This window comes from Paenibacillus sp. 19GGS1-52 (assembly GCF_022369515.1).
Classification (GTDB): domain Bacteria; phylum Bacillota; class Bacilli; order Paenibacillales; family Paenibacillaceae; genus Paenibacillus_AQ.
Genome location: NZ_CP059724.1, coordinates 2,970,686 through 2,987,180, shown reverse-complemented (window position 1 = coordinate 2,987,180; position 16,495 = coordinate 2,970,686). Strand labels below are relative to the sequence as shown.

Here is a 16,495-nt window from a genome sequence, read left to right as displayed (position 1 = left end):
CCGCAGCGTATTTACTCCTCCTAGATTCTTATCAGTATATAAAAAAGAAGCCCCCAACGCGGGCCCCTTAATTGTCTTTGCCTTTAATTATTACTCCACCGTACCTGCCACTGCACCTGCCATGGCCTCAGCCATGACCATCTCGATGAAATATTGCAGCGGCTGCGATCTCCACTTCTTCGGATGGAGCAGAAGCTGCAGATCAAAGTGTATTTCTGGATGATAAAACGGCAGTTCTGCCAGATAACCTCGTTCGATCTCTTCCTGCGCCACAATTCGTGGCAGCAGAGCAATTCCAAGCTCATTCATCACGCAGCGCTTAATGGCCTCCAGATTCGAAAGCTCAAAGCCGATCCGAAAGATGATCCCATGCTCTTTTAGCAGATTCTCAAATAAGCTTCGATAAATACAGCTCTCCTCAGAGACAATGAGCTCACAGTTATTGAGATCACTCAGTTGAACAGTCTTGAGCTGAGCTAGCTTATGACCTACGGGCGCAATCAGCACCAACGGCTCCTCTCTGATAATCGTCCGGTGCAGCATAGAATCCGCCGTATTGCGATCGAGCATTAAGCCGATATCGACTTCTCCGTCTTTTATTTTGGATACCAGATTGGCTTCCTGTTCCGTCTGCAGATGAATGTTCAGTCCGGGAAAGCGCGTCCGCAGCTGCTGCAGAAAAGGTGGCAAATAAAAAGCGGCTAATGAATCTATCGTTCCAATGGTCAAGGTACCCCCGATTTGCTGGGCAATAGTTTCTTTCGAACGATCATATAAATCCAGTATTTCCACGAATAGCTTCAGCAGCTCCTCCCCGGGAGGGGTAAGGCGCAACTGGCGTCCATGTCTTTCAATTAACGGAACTCCGTATTCCTTCTCTATCTTCTGTATCTGCATAGTGACACTGGATTGTGCATAACCAAGCTCTTCTGCTGCACGGGTAAAGCTTTGACGTTTAGCGACCTCACGGAATGTTCTTAAGTATGTTAAATCCATAATCCCACCCTAACATCAATAATAATGATGATACTTATTACTTATTATAGATAACGCCGATGCAATATTCCATGGTAAAGTAGGATTATAGCAAAAAATATAATGGAGGCCGATAATAAATGCTTACAGAGCAACAGATTTATGGAATCTATGTCCCCGTTGTAACCCCGTTCAGTGCTGCCGGTGAAGTTGATCTGGATTCGTACCAGCATTATGTGAACAACATCATTGGTAACAACATACAAGGTCTGGTCGTAAACGGAACCACTGGAGAATCGCCAACTGTAACCATTAATGAACTGCAGCTTCTGATAAATACATCGCGTGAATTATTACAATCATCGACTATCCCCTTGATCGTCGGTACCGGAACTAACGATACCGCTTCAACGATTGCACGGACGGAGCTTGCCGGGAACCTCGGGGCCGATGCTGTGCTTGTTGTTGTTCCTTACTATAGCCGTCCTTCCCAAGAAGGAATTATCGCCCACTTCCGTAAAGCAGCCGAGGTAGGCGTGCCCGTCATCGCCTATGATATTCCAGGCCGCGCCGGTGTCGGCATGTCTGTCGATACCGCCCGCACCATTCTGGATATGAATAACGTTGTCGGCTTGAAAGACTGCTCCGGTAGTCCAACGCTAGTGTCCGAGCTGTCACGCCTGGGTTCAAAGCCGGTACTGTGCGGAGATGATCTGCACTTTTATGATATGCTAGGCTGCGGAGCAGCTGGAGGAATGCTTGCTTCAGCTAATGTACACACGGCAGAGTTCATCAAAGTTTACGAATACTTCGCTTCCGGTCAGCTCGACCTAGCCAAGGAAACCTTTACTAAGTTGCTTCCTCTAATGCGCTTATTATTCAAGGAATCCAATCCCGCCCCTATTAAATGGATTCTTAGCAAATATGGTGAAATTGCTTCTGATACCTTGCGGTTACCGATGACATCGATCAGCCAAGGTCTGCAGCAGGAGCTTAGCGTACATCTTTCCAGATAACCTTGTGGGTTTCACAGGTCTGTCAGGACCATATGGGGGTGTCCCATAAGCCATGAAATGACTGCTTGGGACATCCCCTGTTTTTGGAGTCGGATAAACGGTTGTGCTTGTGAGGACGCTTTCGCGAACGGACCGTTGCTCCAATCGCTGTTGTGTCCAGATTTTTTGAATTCCCCTTAGCGGTGAAAATCCGGACACAGCATATGCTTTCGAAGCGAGCTTTCCTTCGGAAAGCTTTCGGGCGACCGCTACCGCTTTTCCGCAATCAGTCCGTCCTCTCCGCTGGTTTCAGCGGAAAAACCATACTCGAAATCTTCATTGAAATCACAAAAAGAAATCGCCCTTTGGTAAAATGGAAGTACCAGCAACCATTTCAAAGGAGCGATTTCTTTGTACATTCAATAGACCATGGACCCACTTTGCCTACCAATGGATTTAGAAGAAGATATCCCGAGCCATCACCTTGTTCGTGTCGTCAATACCGCCGTCAACCGCCTAGACGACGCTATCTTTGCCGCAGCGTATCCGGGCGGTGGCCGCGACAGCTACCACCCTAAAATGCTAACCAAAGTTATTATTTACGCCTACACCCAGCGTATCTATTCCTCCCGTCAAATCGCCAAGGCTGTGCGGGAGAACATCCCCTTCATGTGGCTGGCGGGTCGGCAGCATCCAGATTTCCGAACCCTCAACCGGTTCCGTTCCCAGCGCATGAAAGAGATTCTCGAAACCGTCTTTACTGCCGTGTTGCAGTTCTTGGCCGAGGAAAAGTACGTCTCCCTAAATCATTATTTTGTAGACGGGACCAAGATTGAAGCGAATGCCAATCGGTACACCTTTGTTTGGGGGAAAGCCTTTGTTAAGCACAAAGCCAAATTGCAAGAGAAGGTGCATACCCTTTTTGCTACCATTGAGGCTGACGAACAGCGGGAAGCTCAGCTCCAGGAGAAACCGAAAGATAAACCACTGAAGAAAGCGGAACGTCAGCTCCGCAAGGATCTGCTTCCTCGCCTGCAAAAATACGAACAATATCAGAAAACTCTCGGCAACCGAAACAGCTTTAGCAAGACGGATTCGGACGCCACCTTTATGCGAATGAAGGAAGATCACATGCGAAATGGCCGCTTAAACCGGGATACAATGTACAGATTGGGACGGAAAATCAGTTTATTTTAGCCTACAGTGTTCATCAAAGACCTACAGATACACGGTGTCTGGAACCTCATTTTGAGAAGGTGAAACGGATACTGGGAAGACTGCCTGAAACGGTCATCGCCGATGCAGGGTATAGAAGCGAAGAAAATTACGCCTATTTAGAAAAAGAAAACGTCCAAGCCGTTGTCAAATATAACAGCTTCCACAAAGAGAAAAGTAAGGCCTGGGGAAACCAGGTGGGAAAAATCGAAAACTGGAGCTACGACGAGGAGCAAGATACGTGGACCTGTAAGGCTGGACGAACGCTTCATTTTCGCTACGAGAGCAAAGAAAGAACGGAAAGTGGATACGAAATTCGTAAACGCCATTACCGAAGTGCCGGTTGTGAAGACTGTCCTCTGAAATCCAGCTGTACGAAGGCGGCGGGGAACCGGAAAGTCACCGTCAGTATGGAGACCCTGCGTTACCGAAATCGGGCAAGGGAGCTACTGCGGAGCGAGGAAGGATATGTGCTTGCGGTTCGAAGGATGATTGAACCGGAAAGTGTGTTTGGCCAACTGAAGAATAACCGGGGATTCCGGCGTTTCCTGCTTCGAGGGTTGTCAAAAGTGACGCTCGAAGTCGGGTGGCTTTCGCTTGCCCATAACCTGCTAAAGCAGGCCACTACGGATCAAAAACGAAAACGAGCCAGTCTCCAATAACCTGGAGACTGGCTCGTTTTTTTGCTTTTACAGCTTCGATGTGTAAAAGGCTGTCTCATGCGTGAAAAATATCTCCTTTTGGGACAGCTCCTTGTTATTAATTTGAAATAGATAAGACTGTCCCTAAATTAAGATTAAGATTAGGATTGCGATTGAAGCAGACGAACCAACATCTGGGCAGCCTCAGCTCGTCCTGTTGCCGCATCAGGGCGAAATAGTCCAGCTCCATCGCCCTTGACTAGTCCAAGTTGAGCGGCTTGATCCAATGCTTCCTGCGCCCAGCCATTCACATTACTCCGGTCCGAGAACACGGCCGGTGAAGCAGGTAAATTAGCTTGACCTTTCAATGTTACATAAGCCCGCATTAGCATTACAACCATTTCTTCTCTCGTGATAGCCCGGTTCGGGGAGAACTCAGCTTCCCCAGTCCCCTGTACAAGACCGGCTTTGATAGCCAGCGCTACATCCGTCGCATACCAGGCATTCTGTCCGATATCCGTGAATACTTCATCAGATTTCTCTTGTAACTGAAGTGTTCTGACCAACAAAGCAGTAAATTCGGCACGAGAAACTTTCTGGTTCGGCGCAAAATTAGTATCCGTGACCCCTTCCACAATATGTTTGGCCGCCAGCTGCTTAATTGCAGCCAAAGCCCAATGCGTGGAAGGCACATCCGTAAAGCTCCGGTCATATTCCAGCACAGCATAAGTGCCTGATTGCTGCAGCGGAACCTCCACCACATTTTCTTCAGTCTTCCCGGTTAAATAAGTTAACTCACCCGTATCAGCGATGCGGTAGACCCCTAGCAGATCCATATTCATATCCTTGCTCTGGCGGAAAGCAGCCTGCGCAGCAACAGGTAAAATAAAGTCTGAAGTCTTCTTCCCGTCAACCATCCATGAAATGTCTAGGGTCAGTACTGGACCAGCGAGCTTCCATTCCACATTCCCCTTAGGCTGAACGTTCGCCAGCAGCTTGTCGCTCTCTGCTTTCGTTAGATCCTCAATAGAGATAGACAAGAGACTGCCTGCTGCACCAACTGCTTGATCATTTAATGCCTTTTGGATAGCTGTTTCCGGAACTGTCAGTGAGATATCCTCCGAGGTGAGAATCAACCCCGTATCCTTTAGTAATAGCAGAATATTTTGATCCAGCAAAATACCCTTTTGCTCCTGCTTCAGTGCAATCGTCACTTTGCCCTCGGCATTAGGTTTGATCTCATTCACTGTGATTCTTGCATAGTCGCTAACGACCGGTGATGTCAAACCTGTACCTGAAGAATTTACAGTGTTATTAATTACATCCGGTACGTTGGCTGGGGCTGTAGGCGTGACACTTGCCGAAGCTGCCGAGGCCAGCGAATTCCCAACACTATTGGTTGCAATAACAGTAAAACTATACGCCGTTCCATTACTGAGTCCATTAATTGTAATCGGACTCGTTGTTCCAGTTGCCGTAATTCCTCCTGGACTGGAAGTGACACTATATCCGGTTATTGCACTACCTCCATCACTTACTGGAGCTGTAAAGCTTACCGTCGCCATGCCGTTGCCAGCCACTGCCGTTACTCCGGTTGGGGCAGATGGTACAGTTGGCGTACTCTCATCTGGTTTGCGGCTCTCATTGGAGAGAGGTATCCGGAAGGTATTGCCTTTTAATACATCATAAATATATCCAGCATTCGGATCGTTGCTATTTGTATAGCTGCGAATCAGTGTCTGGTCACCGAGATCCAGTTTGTATTCGTGGTCGGCTGTTTGCTGGATGCCTTGAATCGTGTATACAGCATTTCGTTCGCCGTCATTATCCACATAGATGCTCTCACCGACCAAATTGGATGCGCTCCGACCTTGCAGGTCAGCGTTGATAGTCATCGTATTGTCCATGGACAATGTCTTGGTGAAATCCTCCACCGTTCCAGTTACGCGACCCATATTCTCCTGCACAAGTGGCTGTCCAGCCAGACCAATCAATGTTCCATCGTTGACATAACCGTATACAGGTTGACCTTCCGACTCGGAATACACACCCAGGAAACCTTGGAACTTGATCTTCCCATCAATCGTCAGCAGTTGCTCTGCATCCAAGGATTGAATAATGTAATCGGTTCTGCCATTTGCCAGAGTTACCTTCACTGCAACTGCCTTATCCTTGCCAACTGCTTGACCTGCTTCGTTGACAACGCTGACTTCGGAGGTAGAGACAATATAGGGTTCGTTAACATAAGGCTGAAGCACAGAGGTGAATACACTGCTCAAATTGTCCCCACTACTATGGGCGACCATATACTTCAACTTGTCTGGATTGCTGCCATTGACAGGGGGTATCCCATCCGCCAGCGCTACATCGTCCACTTTATTCAGCATGGTCAGCTTCAGATGCGCCTGCTCGCCTACCGGGAGTGTACCGTCGCTCTTCAAGCTCCAATCCACACTGAACGGTCCGGCCGGGTTCGTATCCTTCTCCACATTTTTCAGATAATGAAATCCGCTTCCCATATAGCCCCAGCCAGCTACACTATCCGTCCGCACCCCATAATCCACCTGTGGTCCGGCATAGGTTCCGGTGGCCTGTGGCACCAAATTCAAGCCTTCCGTCGTAACCGTCCCTTCACCTCCATGGAAGCTGAATGCATGATCGCTGCCCCCGGTTACCCGAAACAGATCTAAATAGTAAGAGTTTGCTGCATCCACTTTGATCATGACAGAAGTTCTCCGGTATTGACTGGTCTGTGGATAGGCATCTGGCGCTTCCACATCTATCAGCTTCACTGCATCTTCTGCTGCAAAATGCTGCGGCAGTCCGCCCCATTGTTCTTCCTGCTTGCCCTTATCTACAACCACCGTGTTATGGCTGATCGTATTGCTGGTCCATTCCATTCGGCTCGGCCATTCGCCAGTCCGTTCGGGATATCCCAGATCGGGAGCCAGATCAAGTCCGAAAGCGTGAAGGCCAAGGTTCAGCGTATCGCGGTGGCCATGACCTGAGGAGCGGCCGTAATACATCCATAAATCTCGTTGTTCATTTCCTTTACTCCCCGCCTGATCTCGAACGGCCTGTGCCGCCTCATCCAGCAGTGACAAAGTAATGACGCCCATCTTATAGTTATTAGCCAGTTCCTCTTTGCCTGTGCCGACGAAAGAGATCTCATGATTCCCAGCGCTCAGATGCACATCCGACACGATCGTCTCGGCAGCACTTCCCGCACCACTAGTTCCATAGAAGCTAAGCGAGCCCGCCTTCGCCCCATCCAGATAAATATCATATTGTCCGTAACTGGTCGCTTTGAACGGTACCAAGTCCAAATCATAAGTACCTTCCGCAGACACAGGGAAATTAAAAGCTATGCTCTCTCCTGCTTTTTCCGCTTCTAGCTGAATCGTACCGCTGCTGGTATACAAATTGTAGGGAACAGTGGAAGATATGACATCCATTTTGGAGAAATCATAGGTTATACCGGCTTTCGTATTATAATTAGTGCCGTCACGCAGCGCCGTGAAGCCGTAACCCGTCATATTATCGCTCTTCATCACTAAAGTACCGTATTCTTCAATGACACTGTGAATCTCATCAGCAATTTGTTCGGGATCTGCAGCAAAAATATCACCACGAATCCCCTCCGTTTTGTTGCCGTTGTAGAAATACGCCAATTGGGCCAACAGTGGGTCGCGGTACACCTCGAACCCGGCGATGAAGTCATCCGCCTTCACGATGATGTCCGCTTTGGCTGTCCCCCCCGAGTCCCCAATCGCTGCCGTATACTTGTCAGACAGGATTAATGGATAGAATGCTGTGAACATCTTTTTGAATTTGGGATTTAGATACATGTCGGCATCCGGATATTTATCGTAACCTTTCAAGACGTCGGCTACTTGTTTCAATTGGTCAAACCATAACCGGTTATACTCTGGTGCCGCCTCATTACCCATACCATCCCGGTCCAGATTATTGACCAAGAGCGGCCCTAAGTTCCCTCCTGTCAGACGCCAAGGTGAGCTCAGTTCGGCTCCTGCCTGGAAATCAAAATCCAGCCAATCCTTCGTTTCTGGGAAGGTGTCATAGACGATTGCAGCTAGGGCGAGCGCACTCTGGTGCATCCCGGTGTTGCCATTGATCTGCATCGTTTTCATAGCTGGATATACCTGCTTCAGAAGGCCATCCTCAATATTTTTGCGGACAGCTGCTCCGCTTGACTTTACTGTGTTTAATTGGAATTCGTCTACCTTGGACTGCAGAAATCCGGTGATCTCCTCATCATCCATCGCTGGAAAAAAAGCATCATAAGCCTTAATAAACTCAGGCACCAATAGCGATTCCCAGATCGAACCGAGAACCTTGCCTTGCCCGGTCCCGCCGTGCGAATTGCGGAAGCCATCGTCCCAGCTATAAGCTGAAACGTCCATATCAGGATAAACGTCAGCTATGCGATCTAGCAGAATGGAACCTGTGCGGGCATACTTCACATCCCCTGTATAGTTATAGGCATCCCGCAAGGCATTCAATGCCCGAGGTATTAGGCCATGCGTTGTTTCCCATAGCGCCCAATGATTGTAGTATGCAATGAACGTATACTTGTGCCCATTATCGTCCACCCAGCCCGTTCCGTCATCGACGCCCCAATGCTCGCCCTTTTCCGGATACAAGGTATTGACCAAATATTGGCTGCCTGTCGCTTTAGCCTTCACCGGATCAAACAACCCCTGCGCATCCAGTCCACTTGCATAATAGGAGGCGAAATCATTTGTAGGAAACTGATAGCCACTGCTCGGATCGGTGATTTTCCATGGATTATTTAGCGGATCATAGGTATAGGGATAGGTGCCGAAATTGTCGATCTCCCGTCCCGTTACCGGACTGCCGAGATCTTCGTTTACAGCGTATCCGCGGGGTAAGGTTTGCGGAGTCACGAGACTCCACCAGTAATCATTCCCTTTTGCCACATAGGCATCCGCAGCTGTTACCGCTTCATCCTTCAGCTTTCTAGCCCAGTCGAACTGGACGATATTATCTCTGGCATTTTGGATTTTGTCTACCGTATAAATCGTTTGCCGTTGCTTGGCATTCTTAATATCGGTCGTGCTGATAACGTCCAGACTTGTCTCGCCGCTGATCACTGTTGTACCTTGATGAACAGTAGCACGAAGTACAACCGTTCCTGGAGTCAGGGCATTTACTGTCCCGTTCAAACTAATTGTAGCTACAGCTGGTTCATCACTTTCATAAGTGATCTCTGTGCCAGCGGCCGACAAATTGGCGATTTCACCATTGTTGAGCACACCTACCAACTTTGACTTGGCTGTCTGCCCGACATATAGCTCATCCCTCGGCAAAGTCAGCAGCACTTGAGCAAGCTCCAGGCCCAGTACGGTCAAGTCCAATTGTCCACTTACCGTAGTTGAGCCAAGAGTTACCTCTACCTGAATTGTGGCCTTCCCTTTTGCGACTCCCATAACCAATCCACTCTCGTCTACTTCGGCTACTTCGTTATTTAAGCTTGTAAAATGGATTGTCGCATCCTCATCAAGCAGGATATCGGTCCCATCTGTCAATTTACCGGTGACGCTCAGAGCAAGAGTTTGCCCCTCCACCACTTCCAATGAATCCGCTTGAATTCCGACGCTGCCGAGCTGTTTGTCGCTAACCGTTATCGCTACCACAGCTTGCTGCAGCGTCCCGCGAATATTAACGGTTGCCGTAATATCAGCCGTTCCGGCTCCGATGGCCGTGATCCTTCCTGTATCATCAACACTGGCCACTTGAGAATTACTGCTTGTGAAGCTAGTCGTTCCCTCTAGGATCGCGCCTTTGTAGCCATCATTGAAGGTGCCCTTAACGGATACTTGAACTGACTGTCCGATGAGCAGCAGATTTTTACGGACTGACGCTTCCACTTCCAGCAGATCCGGCAGCTTCGCTACAGAAACCATATTCAGCTTGCTGGGATAAAGATTCATTCCCCATGATCCACTTGGCATGCCACTCGCCGTCAACAACAGCTTATGGCTGCCTGCCGTCAGCTCTAGCGTACGCATATATTGATTAAGGCCGGTGGCCGTATAATCAGCTGCGTAGAAATTGTAGCTTCCGAGGACTTGTCCGTCTATCGACCAAGCACCTATCCCGCCGCCCGCTGCATTCGCACCTTGAATATAGATGGCATAGATGCCATTCGCCGGAACATCCAGCTGAAAGGTAATATGTTCGCCCTCTGAATACGAGTCTGTCTTCAGACCATATGACTGCAACTCCCAGCCGGAGTTGCCAATTTCCGTCTCTGCTTCAATGACCGCGATGCCACTGCCAGTCTTGTTCACCTTCGTGAAATCGTATAATACATTATCCGGCACCACAGGAATGGCTTCCTCTGCCAATCTCAGCTTGCCGAGATACATATTCATGCCCCATGAGCCGCTTGGTTGACCATCGGTCATCACCTTCAGCTTATGACTTCCAGCGCTCAGCAGAAGCACACCCTGTTTCTGCTCGGGCGCAGCAGGTGTATAGGTCTCTGCATAAAAGTTATAATCTCCAAGCGCAGTCCCGTCGATCGACAAGGCTCCGAGACCCCCGCCCGAGGCATTGGCTCCTTGGAAATAAACTGCATAGGTCGCTGTTACCGGAACTTCGATCTGAAAGGAAATATATTCACCTTGTGTATAAGTGTCCGTCTTCAGCCCGTACGGTTGTAACTCCCAGCCAGAGCTACCTATATCTGTTTCCGCTTCAATGACCGAAATTCCGCTATTCTCTTCATTCACTTTCTTAAAATCGTACGAAACGGCAGCCGGCGCCACTGGTGTGGCTTCCTTAGCCAGCCTCAGTTTACCGGGATACATGTTCATTCCCCACGATCCGCTTGGCTGTCCATTGGTCATTAGTTTCAGTTTATGAGTGCCAGCCGTAAGCGGCAGCATACCCAGCTTCTGCTCCGGTGCGGCCGCTGTGTAAGCAGCGGCGTAGAAATTATAATCCTCCAAAGCGACCCCATCGATGGATAGTGCCCCAATACCCCCGCCTGATGCATTGGCACCTTGGAGATAGATGGCATAACTAGCAGACTCCGGAACACTTAACTCAAAGGTTATATATTCTCCCTGCGTGTAGGTATCCGCCTTCAGTCCGTATGACTGCAGTTCCCAACCATACGGCCCCAACTCGGTCTCCGCATCAATAACGGATATCCCACTCCCTGCAACATTCACCTGTGTAAAATCATACAGGGTATCCGCTGTCTCCGCTTGGATAGACGTGGGTAAATACAATGCATTGGTCACAAAACTACAGACCATGATGATCGAAATCCACAAGGCCAACCCACTGACTCGCGACTTTTTTGCCATGACTATTCCCATTTATTGTTCCCTCCCGAATTTGCGATAAGTGCACGGTACTCTTCTATCTCCATCAACCAGCTATCCATGATCAGAGCTTTCTAAATGTCCGTTGCAAGCTTGTATACTTCTTCCTCCTTTCGGTTGCAGTGAAATGAACATTGTATTCTGAACAAAAATTCGATAGGTTGAAATGATAGTTGTATCATACGTATATCTCTTTTTCGTGTCAATAGGTTTGTGTTAGTATATATTACATGAACAACTTAAATTTTTAGTTTCCTCCCTCAATACATGAAAATTATCATAATTTTGTTAATATAGGCTTTCCAAAGCTCAATTTTATGGAAGATATTCTACTCCAAACATAACAAATAACCTCCATATCATGGAGGTTAGGGGGAAGGCTGAATGTTCTTGTTGACTAAAGCTTATTTTCTTCCAAAGCTGAACCCTGGTTTTCCTTGTACGTTCGCAACCGCTCTAAACAACGCCCCCGCATCCGGGTGATCAGCCTTCGCCTGTGAATCCATGCCTTCCTTCGCGCTTGTAATGAACAATTCGTCCCGGTTATGCCCTCCAAAAACACAGCTTGTCGGCTGAGGAGCAGGGACGATGATCTTGTCCAAACATTCACCTGTAGCCGGATTCCAATGGGAAACGCAGCTCCCACCCCAATGAGCAACCCAAATATTGCCGAGAGTGTCGACGGTCAAACCATCGGGTATCCCTAAATCCTCTTCTCCAAAAGCGACAGCGGTACGGCCGCGTCCAAGCGGACCGTGATCCTGATAATCGAACGCCTGTATGATCCGTGTGGGAGAATCAACATAATACATGATCGTACCTTCTGGATTCCAATCCAACCCATTGGAAACGCTGACACCAGCTATTGCTTCATGCCACGAATAATCGGATTCAAAAGCGTATAAAGCACCAAGTCCACTTGTGCCATCCATGGACATAGTCCCTGCCCATAAGCGCCCGTCCGGACCCGCTTTGGCATCATTAAACCGCACCTCCGGCTGCAAATGCGCAAGCCTTGCCACCTCTTGAAATAGACCGCTTCCGTCCGGCTCCCAATAAAAAAGACTATGGTATGCCGTTGCCAGCCAGCCTCCAGCTGCACACGGAACGATAGCACTGATCAAGTCGGGAGCTTTGTAGCTAACCATCTGTCCGGTCACGGAATCCCATTCATGGATGGACGGACCTTTAATATCCAGCCAAAACAATCGCCCACTTTTCGCAATCCAACATGGACCTTCGCCCAGTTCCGCCACTATACTGCCCAACTTTTCCACACGAATATTCATATTCCTTACCTCTTTTCAGCGAACCTTCCCTCTCGCGGCTACGGTGAGATTGTGTTCGAATTCATTCTCTCTTATCATCGAGATTTCATCAAAATTATTGACAACCGCGCAGCAATGAACCGGAACGATCTCCAGTTTATCACCCACACTGATCTTTCTTTCATCAGGTGGAAGATAAAGCACCCCATGTTCTTCGTTAAACCACTCCACCTTCACCTCAGGATGGCCCACCACATACCCCCGGCCGGTACCTAATGGTGAATCCTCACCATCCACGGTAAATACTTTAGTTCCCGCATCGACAACAGCCCGCTCCGGCGTGGGTCGGCTAATAACCGTTACAAGCACTGATAGTGCGCATTCTTCTAGCTGAAGAGCCTTCGCCTTCACTTGAGTTAAATCGCCAAACACATAGGTTCCCGGTCGGATTTCCGTGACGCCCTCCATAGCGGACACGAATCGACTGGCCGGTGTGGAACCCACGCTGATATGCTCAATAGGACAGCCTAGAACTCGCAGAGCGGCTGCAGCTTCGACAGCAATCGCGCATTCTTTTCTCACGGTTTGCAGCAGTTCCTCATCAGTAATGGCATCATAGGACTGTCCGGCAAACGTCATAACCCCGGTCAGTCGAATACCTGGCAAGTTGAGCATGCTGCCCGCAGCTGCAATTAGAGCTTCGCCGAGCTGCAGGCCTACGCGTCCGTAGCCTGGGTCGATTTCGAGCCACACTTCAATAACTTCTCCAGCCTGCAATGCAGCGGCAGAGATGCCCGCTGCAACTTCCACACTATCAACAGCAACTCTAATCACGTTCTTCTTATCCTTTACCAGGCGAACTAACCGTTCCAGCTTCTGGGCGCCAACCAGCGGATAAGCAATCAGAATATCCCTGATTCCGGCAGCAGCCATCGCTTCGGCTTCCCCTAACTTCGCCACAGTTATTCCAACAGCACCAGAAGCCAGTTGCATGGCGGCGATCTCAGGGGTTTTGTGCGTTTTGGCATGTGGACGAAGGGCGATCCCCGCCCTATCCACCTTTTCTTGCATCCGCGAAATATTCCCTGCAAGCTTGGTAGCATCGATCATCACCACAGGCGTATCCAAATCCTTTTTATCCATAAATTCTCCCTTATTATAGATTAAAATGCAAGTTGCCCACCATCAACAACTATACATTCCCCATTAATGAAGGCGGCATCGTCTGAAGCTAAAAATGCAAATACTCCGGCGATGTCAGCAGGCTTTCCCGCTCGTCCCAGCGGAATATATTGCTCAATATAACGACCTACCGTTTCCGGACTGTCAATCGACTCGGATAATGGTGTTTGTATATAACCTGGGCAAACCGCATTCACGCGAATTCCGTACGGTCCCAGTTCAATCGCCATCGTCTTGGTCAGCAGAACCACACCTCCCTTGGAGGCATTGTAGTGGGCATATTTAGCTTCTCCAACTAAACCATTCGTAGAGGCCATATTACAAATTACCCCTTGCCCATTCAGCTTCATGTGACGAGCAACTCTTTGGGCTACATAGAACATCCCATTTAAGTTGACATCGATAATTCGCCGCCAATGCTCATCACTGATATGAATGAACTCTTCCTCCCAGGCAATGCCCGCATTGTTGACCAGAATATCAATATTCCCCACGGTTTCTACCGTCCGGCGAATCGTATCTTCAACTTCTTCAGCATTTGAGACATCAAGCGTAAACGAGGAAACAGAATAATTCATGCTTTTCATTCGTTCAACAGATTGCGCTAAGACATGTTCTTGTATATCCAACATCACGACGTGAGCGCCTTCAGCGGCTAACCTCTCCGCAATCGCTGCTCCAATGCCCTGTCCCGCTCCCGTCACGACAGCTACCTGACCCACAAATCTCCTCATAGACTTGCCTTCGTCTCTACCTGCTGGCGATAAGCAATGACATCGATCTCGACGAGTATTCCGTTTAGTCCAGCTTCAATACAGGTGCGGGCCGGCATTGGCGCTTGAAAAAAAGCGACATACACCTCATTGAATCTCTGAAAATGCTGCAGATCAGATAGGTAAACACCGACTTTAACCACCTGATCCATAGTGAATCCGCCTGCCTCAACAATTTCACGAATATTCTGAAGCGTCAGCTTTGTTTGTTCTTCGATACTGCCCGGTACGATGTCGCCCGTAGAGTCCAACGGCCCTTGACCGGACACATACAGATAATTACCAGCCAAAATCGCTTGCGAATATGGACCGTTGCCAGCCGAAGCCATTCCGGTACTAACTGCCTGTCTCATCTATTCCTACTCCTCCTTCACTATCCGTCCACCTTAGCTTAAGAACTGCAATCTCCCGAACCTCTGGCCTGGCGTTACCAGCTCTGACGCACTCTCCATATCCAGATACATTTGGCAAGAGCGAGCCGTACGCAGAATGGAGGATGGACAGAGCGTTGTGACCGGTCCTAGAAGCGTCTTCCCAACTGCACTGCTCTTGCGGGCACCAGGCACCGTGCAGAAAATAGCCGCCGCCGACAGAATCACCGGAATCGTCAAGGTGATTGCCTGAACAGGAACCTGATTCAATTGCGTGAAACAGCCATCATTTACTTGCTGTTTCCGGCTCGTTTCATCCAGACTCACCAGCTTCACAGGATACAGATCATGAAAATCTGCCACATGAGGATCATTGAAAGCAAGATGTCCATTCTCTCCAATTCCGATACAAGCAATGTCAACGCCATAAGTCTCTAGTAATTTCCCATATCTGCTACATTCCGTTTCCGGTTCGTTTAGTCCATTAATTCGGTGAAACTGCTGCGGCGGTCTTCTTGTAAACAGCTTATCTTGAAGATAGCGCGAGAAGCTTTGCGGAGCATCGGCTGGCAACCCGACATATTCATCCAGATGAAAGCAAACCAGACGCTCCCACTCTATATCCGCTCTCTCAACCAGCGCCTCCAGAAACTCGTTCTGTGAAGGAGCGGAGGCAAAGACGATGGTCAGCCTTTCTTTGTGCTGCAATTGTCTGCGGATAGTATCGGCTACGTCAGCCGCAACTGCACGGCCCATTTCTAGACGATTGGAATAGCGGTGTACAGTAAGCTGTTGTTCCGCAAATGTATCCCTGACACTATTCATTACCTGAAAGCTTTCCAATACCTGGCGGAGGCCTTCCAAAGATTGAAGCGTACCGTCGGCTGCTGTTCCTCCGGGAGGAATATAATGAGTTTCGAGCGTATACAAACCTTGATAACCCTCCCGCTCCAGCGCGGCAATCTGGTCCGCGAAGTGAACGGTTCCGCTGCCGATGGGTACACAATGAGGAAGGCCGTCCTCTCCGATTATCGCATCCTTTAGATGTACATGACCCAATACAGAACTAATGTGAGAATAGCCTTCTGGATAGGCAGATTTGCCGCCATAAGCTTCATTCCCCGGGTCCCAGAGTGCTTTCAACGCTGGCGATGAGGTTTGAGTAATCATTCGTTCGATCTCCGCTGCGAATCCTCCATTGCAGGCAGGCTCATTCTCGAGCAGCAGAATAATGCCCTCTTGTTCCGCAATAGCTGCCGCCCTCTTCAGATGTCCAACAATTTCCTCTTCAATGAGCAATGGAATTCGTTCACGCCAGAAAGAGAAAATCCGAATATAGGGCGTACCTAAGCCTTTAGCAATTTCTATCGCTCTTCCCAATTTGCCGAAATGCGCCTCCACCGACTCTTCCTGCTGTCCGAATGTGTCCCCTATAGTGACCGGATGATCCGAATCCAGAGTACATTTAAATACCGGAGAAGCCAGAGCAGACACAAACAGCCCTCGCTCTTCAATTGCTGAACGGATAAGGACAATCGCCGCATCCTCAAGATCCATGACATTGATTCCATCAAGGGTACGAATCTCCACGTGCTTCAGCCCTTGCTGTACCACCCAATCAAGAGCAGTATCCAAATTCGGGGAAACCTCGTCCGTCAACACACCTAAACGATCCCAAATCATGCCATAACCCCCT

8 protein-coding genes and 1 pseudogene are annotated in these 16,495 nt (G+C 48.9%); 2 read left to right on the top strand and 7 right to left on the bottom strand.

Annotation, left to right across the window (positions count from 1 at the left end):
- Positions 1–90 precede the first annotated feature (90 nt).
- Positions 91–996 carry a LysR family transcriptional regulator gene (locus H1230_RS14160; protein ID WP_239716319.1) on the bottom strand — a complete coding sequence of 302 codons (906 nt, stop codon included), beginning with the start codon at positions 994–996 and terminating at the stop codon, positions 91–93.
- A 119-nt stretch (positions 997–1,115) separates the two neighbouring features.
- Here H1230_RS14160 and dapA point away from each other — a divergent pair, with 119 nt between their 5' ends.
- Both dapA and H1230_RS14150 read left to right on the top strand, forming a co-directional pair.
- Complete coding sequence (gene dapA, locus H1230_RS14155; RefSeq protein ID WP_239716317.1) at positions 1,116–1,991, top strand: 4-hydroxy-tetrahydrodipicolinate synthase; 876 nt, start codon at positions 1,116–1,118, stop codon at positions 1,989–1,991.
- A 408-nt stretch (positions 1,992–2,399) separates the two neighbouring features.
- A pseudogene (locus tag H1230_RS14150) lies at positions 2,400–3,847 on the top strand (IS1182 family transposase).
- Between the two features lie 140 nt (positions 3,848–3,987).
- Here the strand turns inward: H1230_RS14150 and H1230_RS14145 are convergent.
- The 6 genes from H1230_RS14145 to H1230_RS14120 form a co-directional block, all read right to left on the bottom strand.
- A complete protein-coding gene (locus H1230_RS14145) occupies positions 3,988–11,199 on the bottom strand; it encodes an S-layer homology domain-containing protein (protein ID WP_239716315.1) in 7,212 nt (2,403 codons plus the stop codon).
- A 410-nt stretch (positions 11,200–11,609) separates the two neighbouring features.
- Positions 11,610–12,494: an SMP-30/gluconolactonase/LRE family protein gene (locus H1230_RS14140; protein ID WP_239716313.1), complete on the bottom strand. Its 885-nt coding sequence runs from the start codon at positions 12,492–12,494 to the stop codon at positions 11,610–11,612.
- 15 nt (positions 12,495–12,509) lie between these two features.
- Positions 12,510–13,616 carry an alanine racemase gene (locus H1230_RS14135; protein ID WP_239716311.1) on the bottom strand — a complete coding sequence of 369 codons (1,107 nt, stop codon included), beginning with the start codon at positions 13,614–13,616 and terminating at the stop codon, positions 12,510–12,512.
- A 20-nt stretch (positions 13,617–13,636) separates the two neighbouring features.
- Complete coding sequence (locus tag H1230_RS14130; RefSeq protein ID WP_239716309.1) at positions 13,637–14,389, bottom strand: SDR family NAD(P)-dependent oxidoreductase; 753 nt, start codon at positions 14,387–14,389, stop codon at positions 13,637–13,639.
- Positions 14,386–14,781: a RidA family protein gene (locus H1230_RS14125; protein WP_239716307.1), complete on the bottom strand. Its 396-nt coding sequence runs from the start codon at positions 14,779–14,781 to the stop codon at positions 14,386–14,388. Before H1230_RS14125 ends, H1230_RS14130 begins: the two co-directional genes overlap by 4 nt.
- 33 nt (positions 14,782–14,814) lie before the next feature.
- Positions 14,815–16,482 carry a TIM barrel protein gene (locus tag H1230_RS14120; protein WP_239716305.1) on the bottom strand — a complete coding sequence of 556 codons (1,668 nt, stop codon included), beginning with the start codon at positions 16,480–16,482 and terminating at the stop codon, positions 14,815–14,817.
- Between the last annotated feature and the right edge of the window lie 13 nt (positions 16,483–16,495).

Excerpts from the sequence above, each read along its gene's own strand:
- H1230_RS14120 (WP_239716305.1), bottom strand. The coding sequence starts at position 16,482 with ATGATTTGGGATCGTTTAGGTGTGTTGACGGACGAGGTTTCCCCGAAT.
- H1230_RS14160 (WP_239716319.1), bottom strand. The coding sequence starts at position 996 with ATGGATTTAACATACTTAAGAACATTCCGTGAGGTCGCTAAACGTCAA.
- dapA (WP_239716317.1), top strand. The coding sequence starts at position 1,116 with ATGCTTACAGAGCAACAGATTTATGGAATCTATGTCCCCGTTGTAACC.
- H1230_RS14140 (WP_239716313.1), bottom strand. The coding sequence starts at position 12,494 with ATGAATATTCGTGTGGAAAAGTTGGGCAGTATAGTGGCGGAACTGGGC.
- H1230_RS14145 (WP_239716315.1), bottom strand. The coding sequence starts at position 11,199 with ATGGGAATAGTCATGGCAAAAAAGTCGCGAGTCAGTGGGTTGGCCTTG.
- H1230_RS14130 (WP_239716309.1), bottom strand. The coding sequence starts at position 14,389 with ATGAGGAGATTTGTGGGTCAGGTAGCTGTCGTGACGGGAGCGGGACAG.
- H1230_RS14125 (WP_239716307.1), bottom strand. The coding sequence starts at position 14,781 with ATGAGACAGGCAGTTAGTACCGGAATGGCTTCGGCTGGCAACGGTCCA.
- H1230_RS14135 (WP_239716311.1), bottom strand. The coding sequence starts at position 13,616 with ATGGATAAAAAGGATTTGGATACGCCTGTGGTGATGATCGATGCTACC.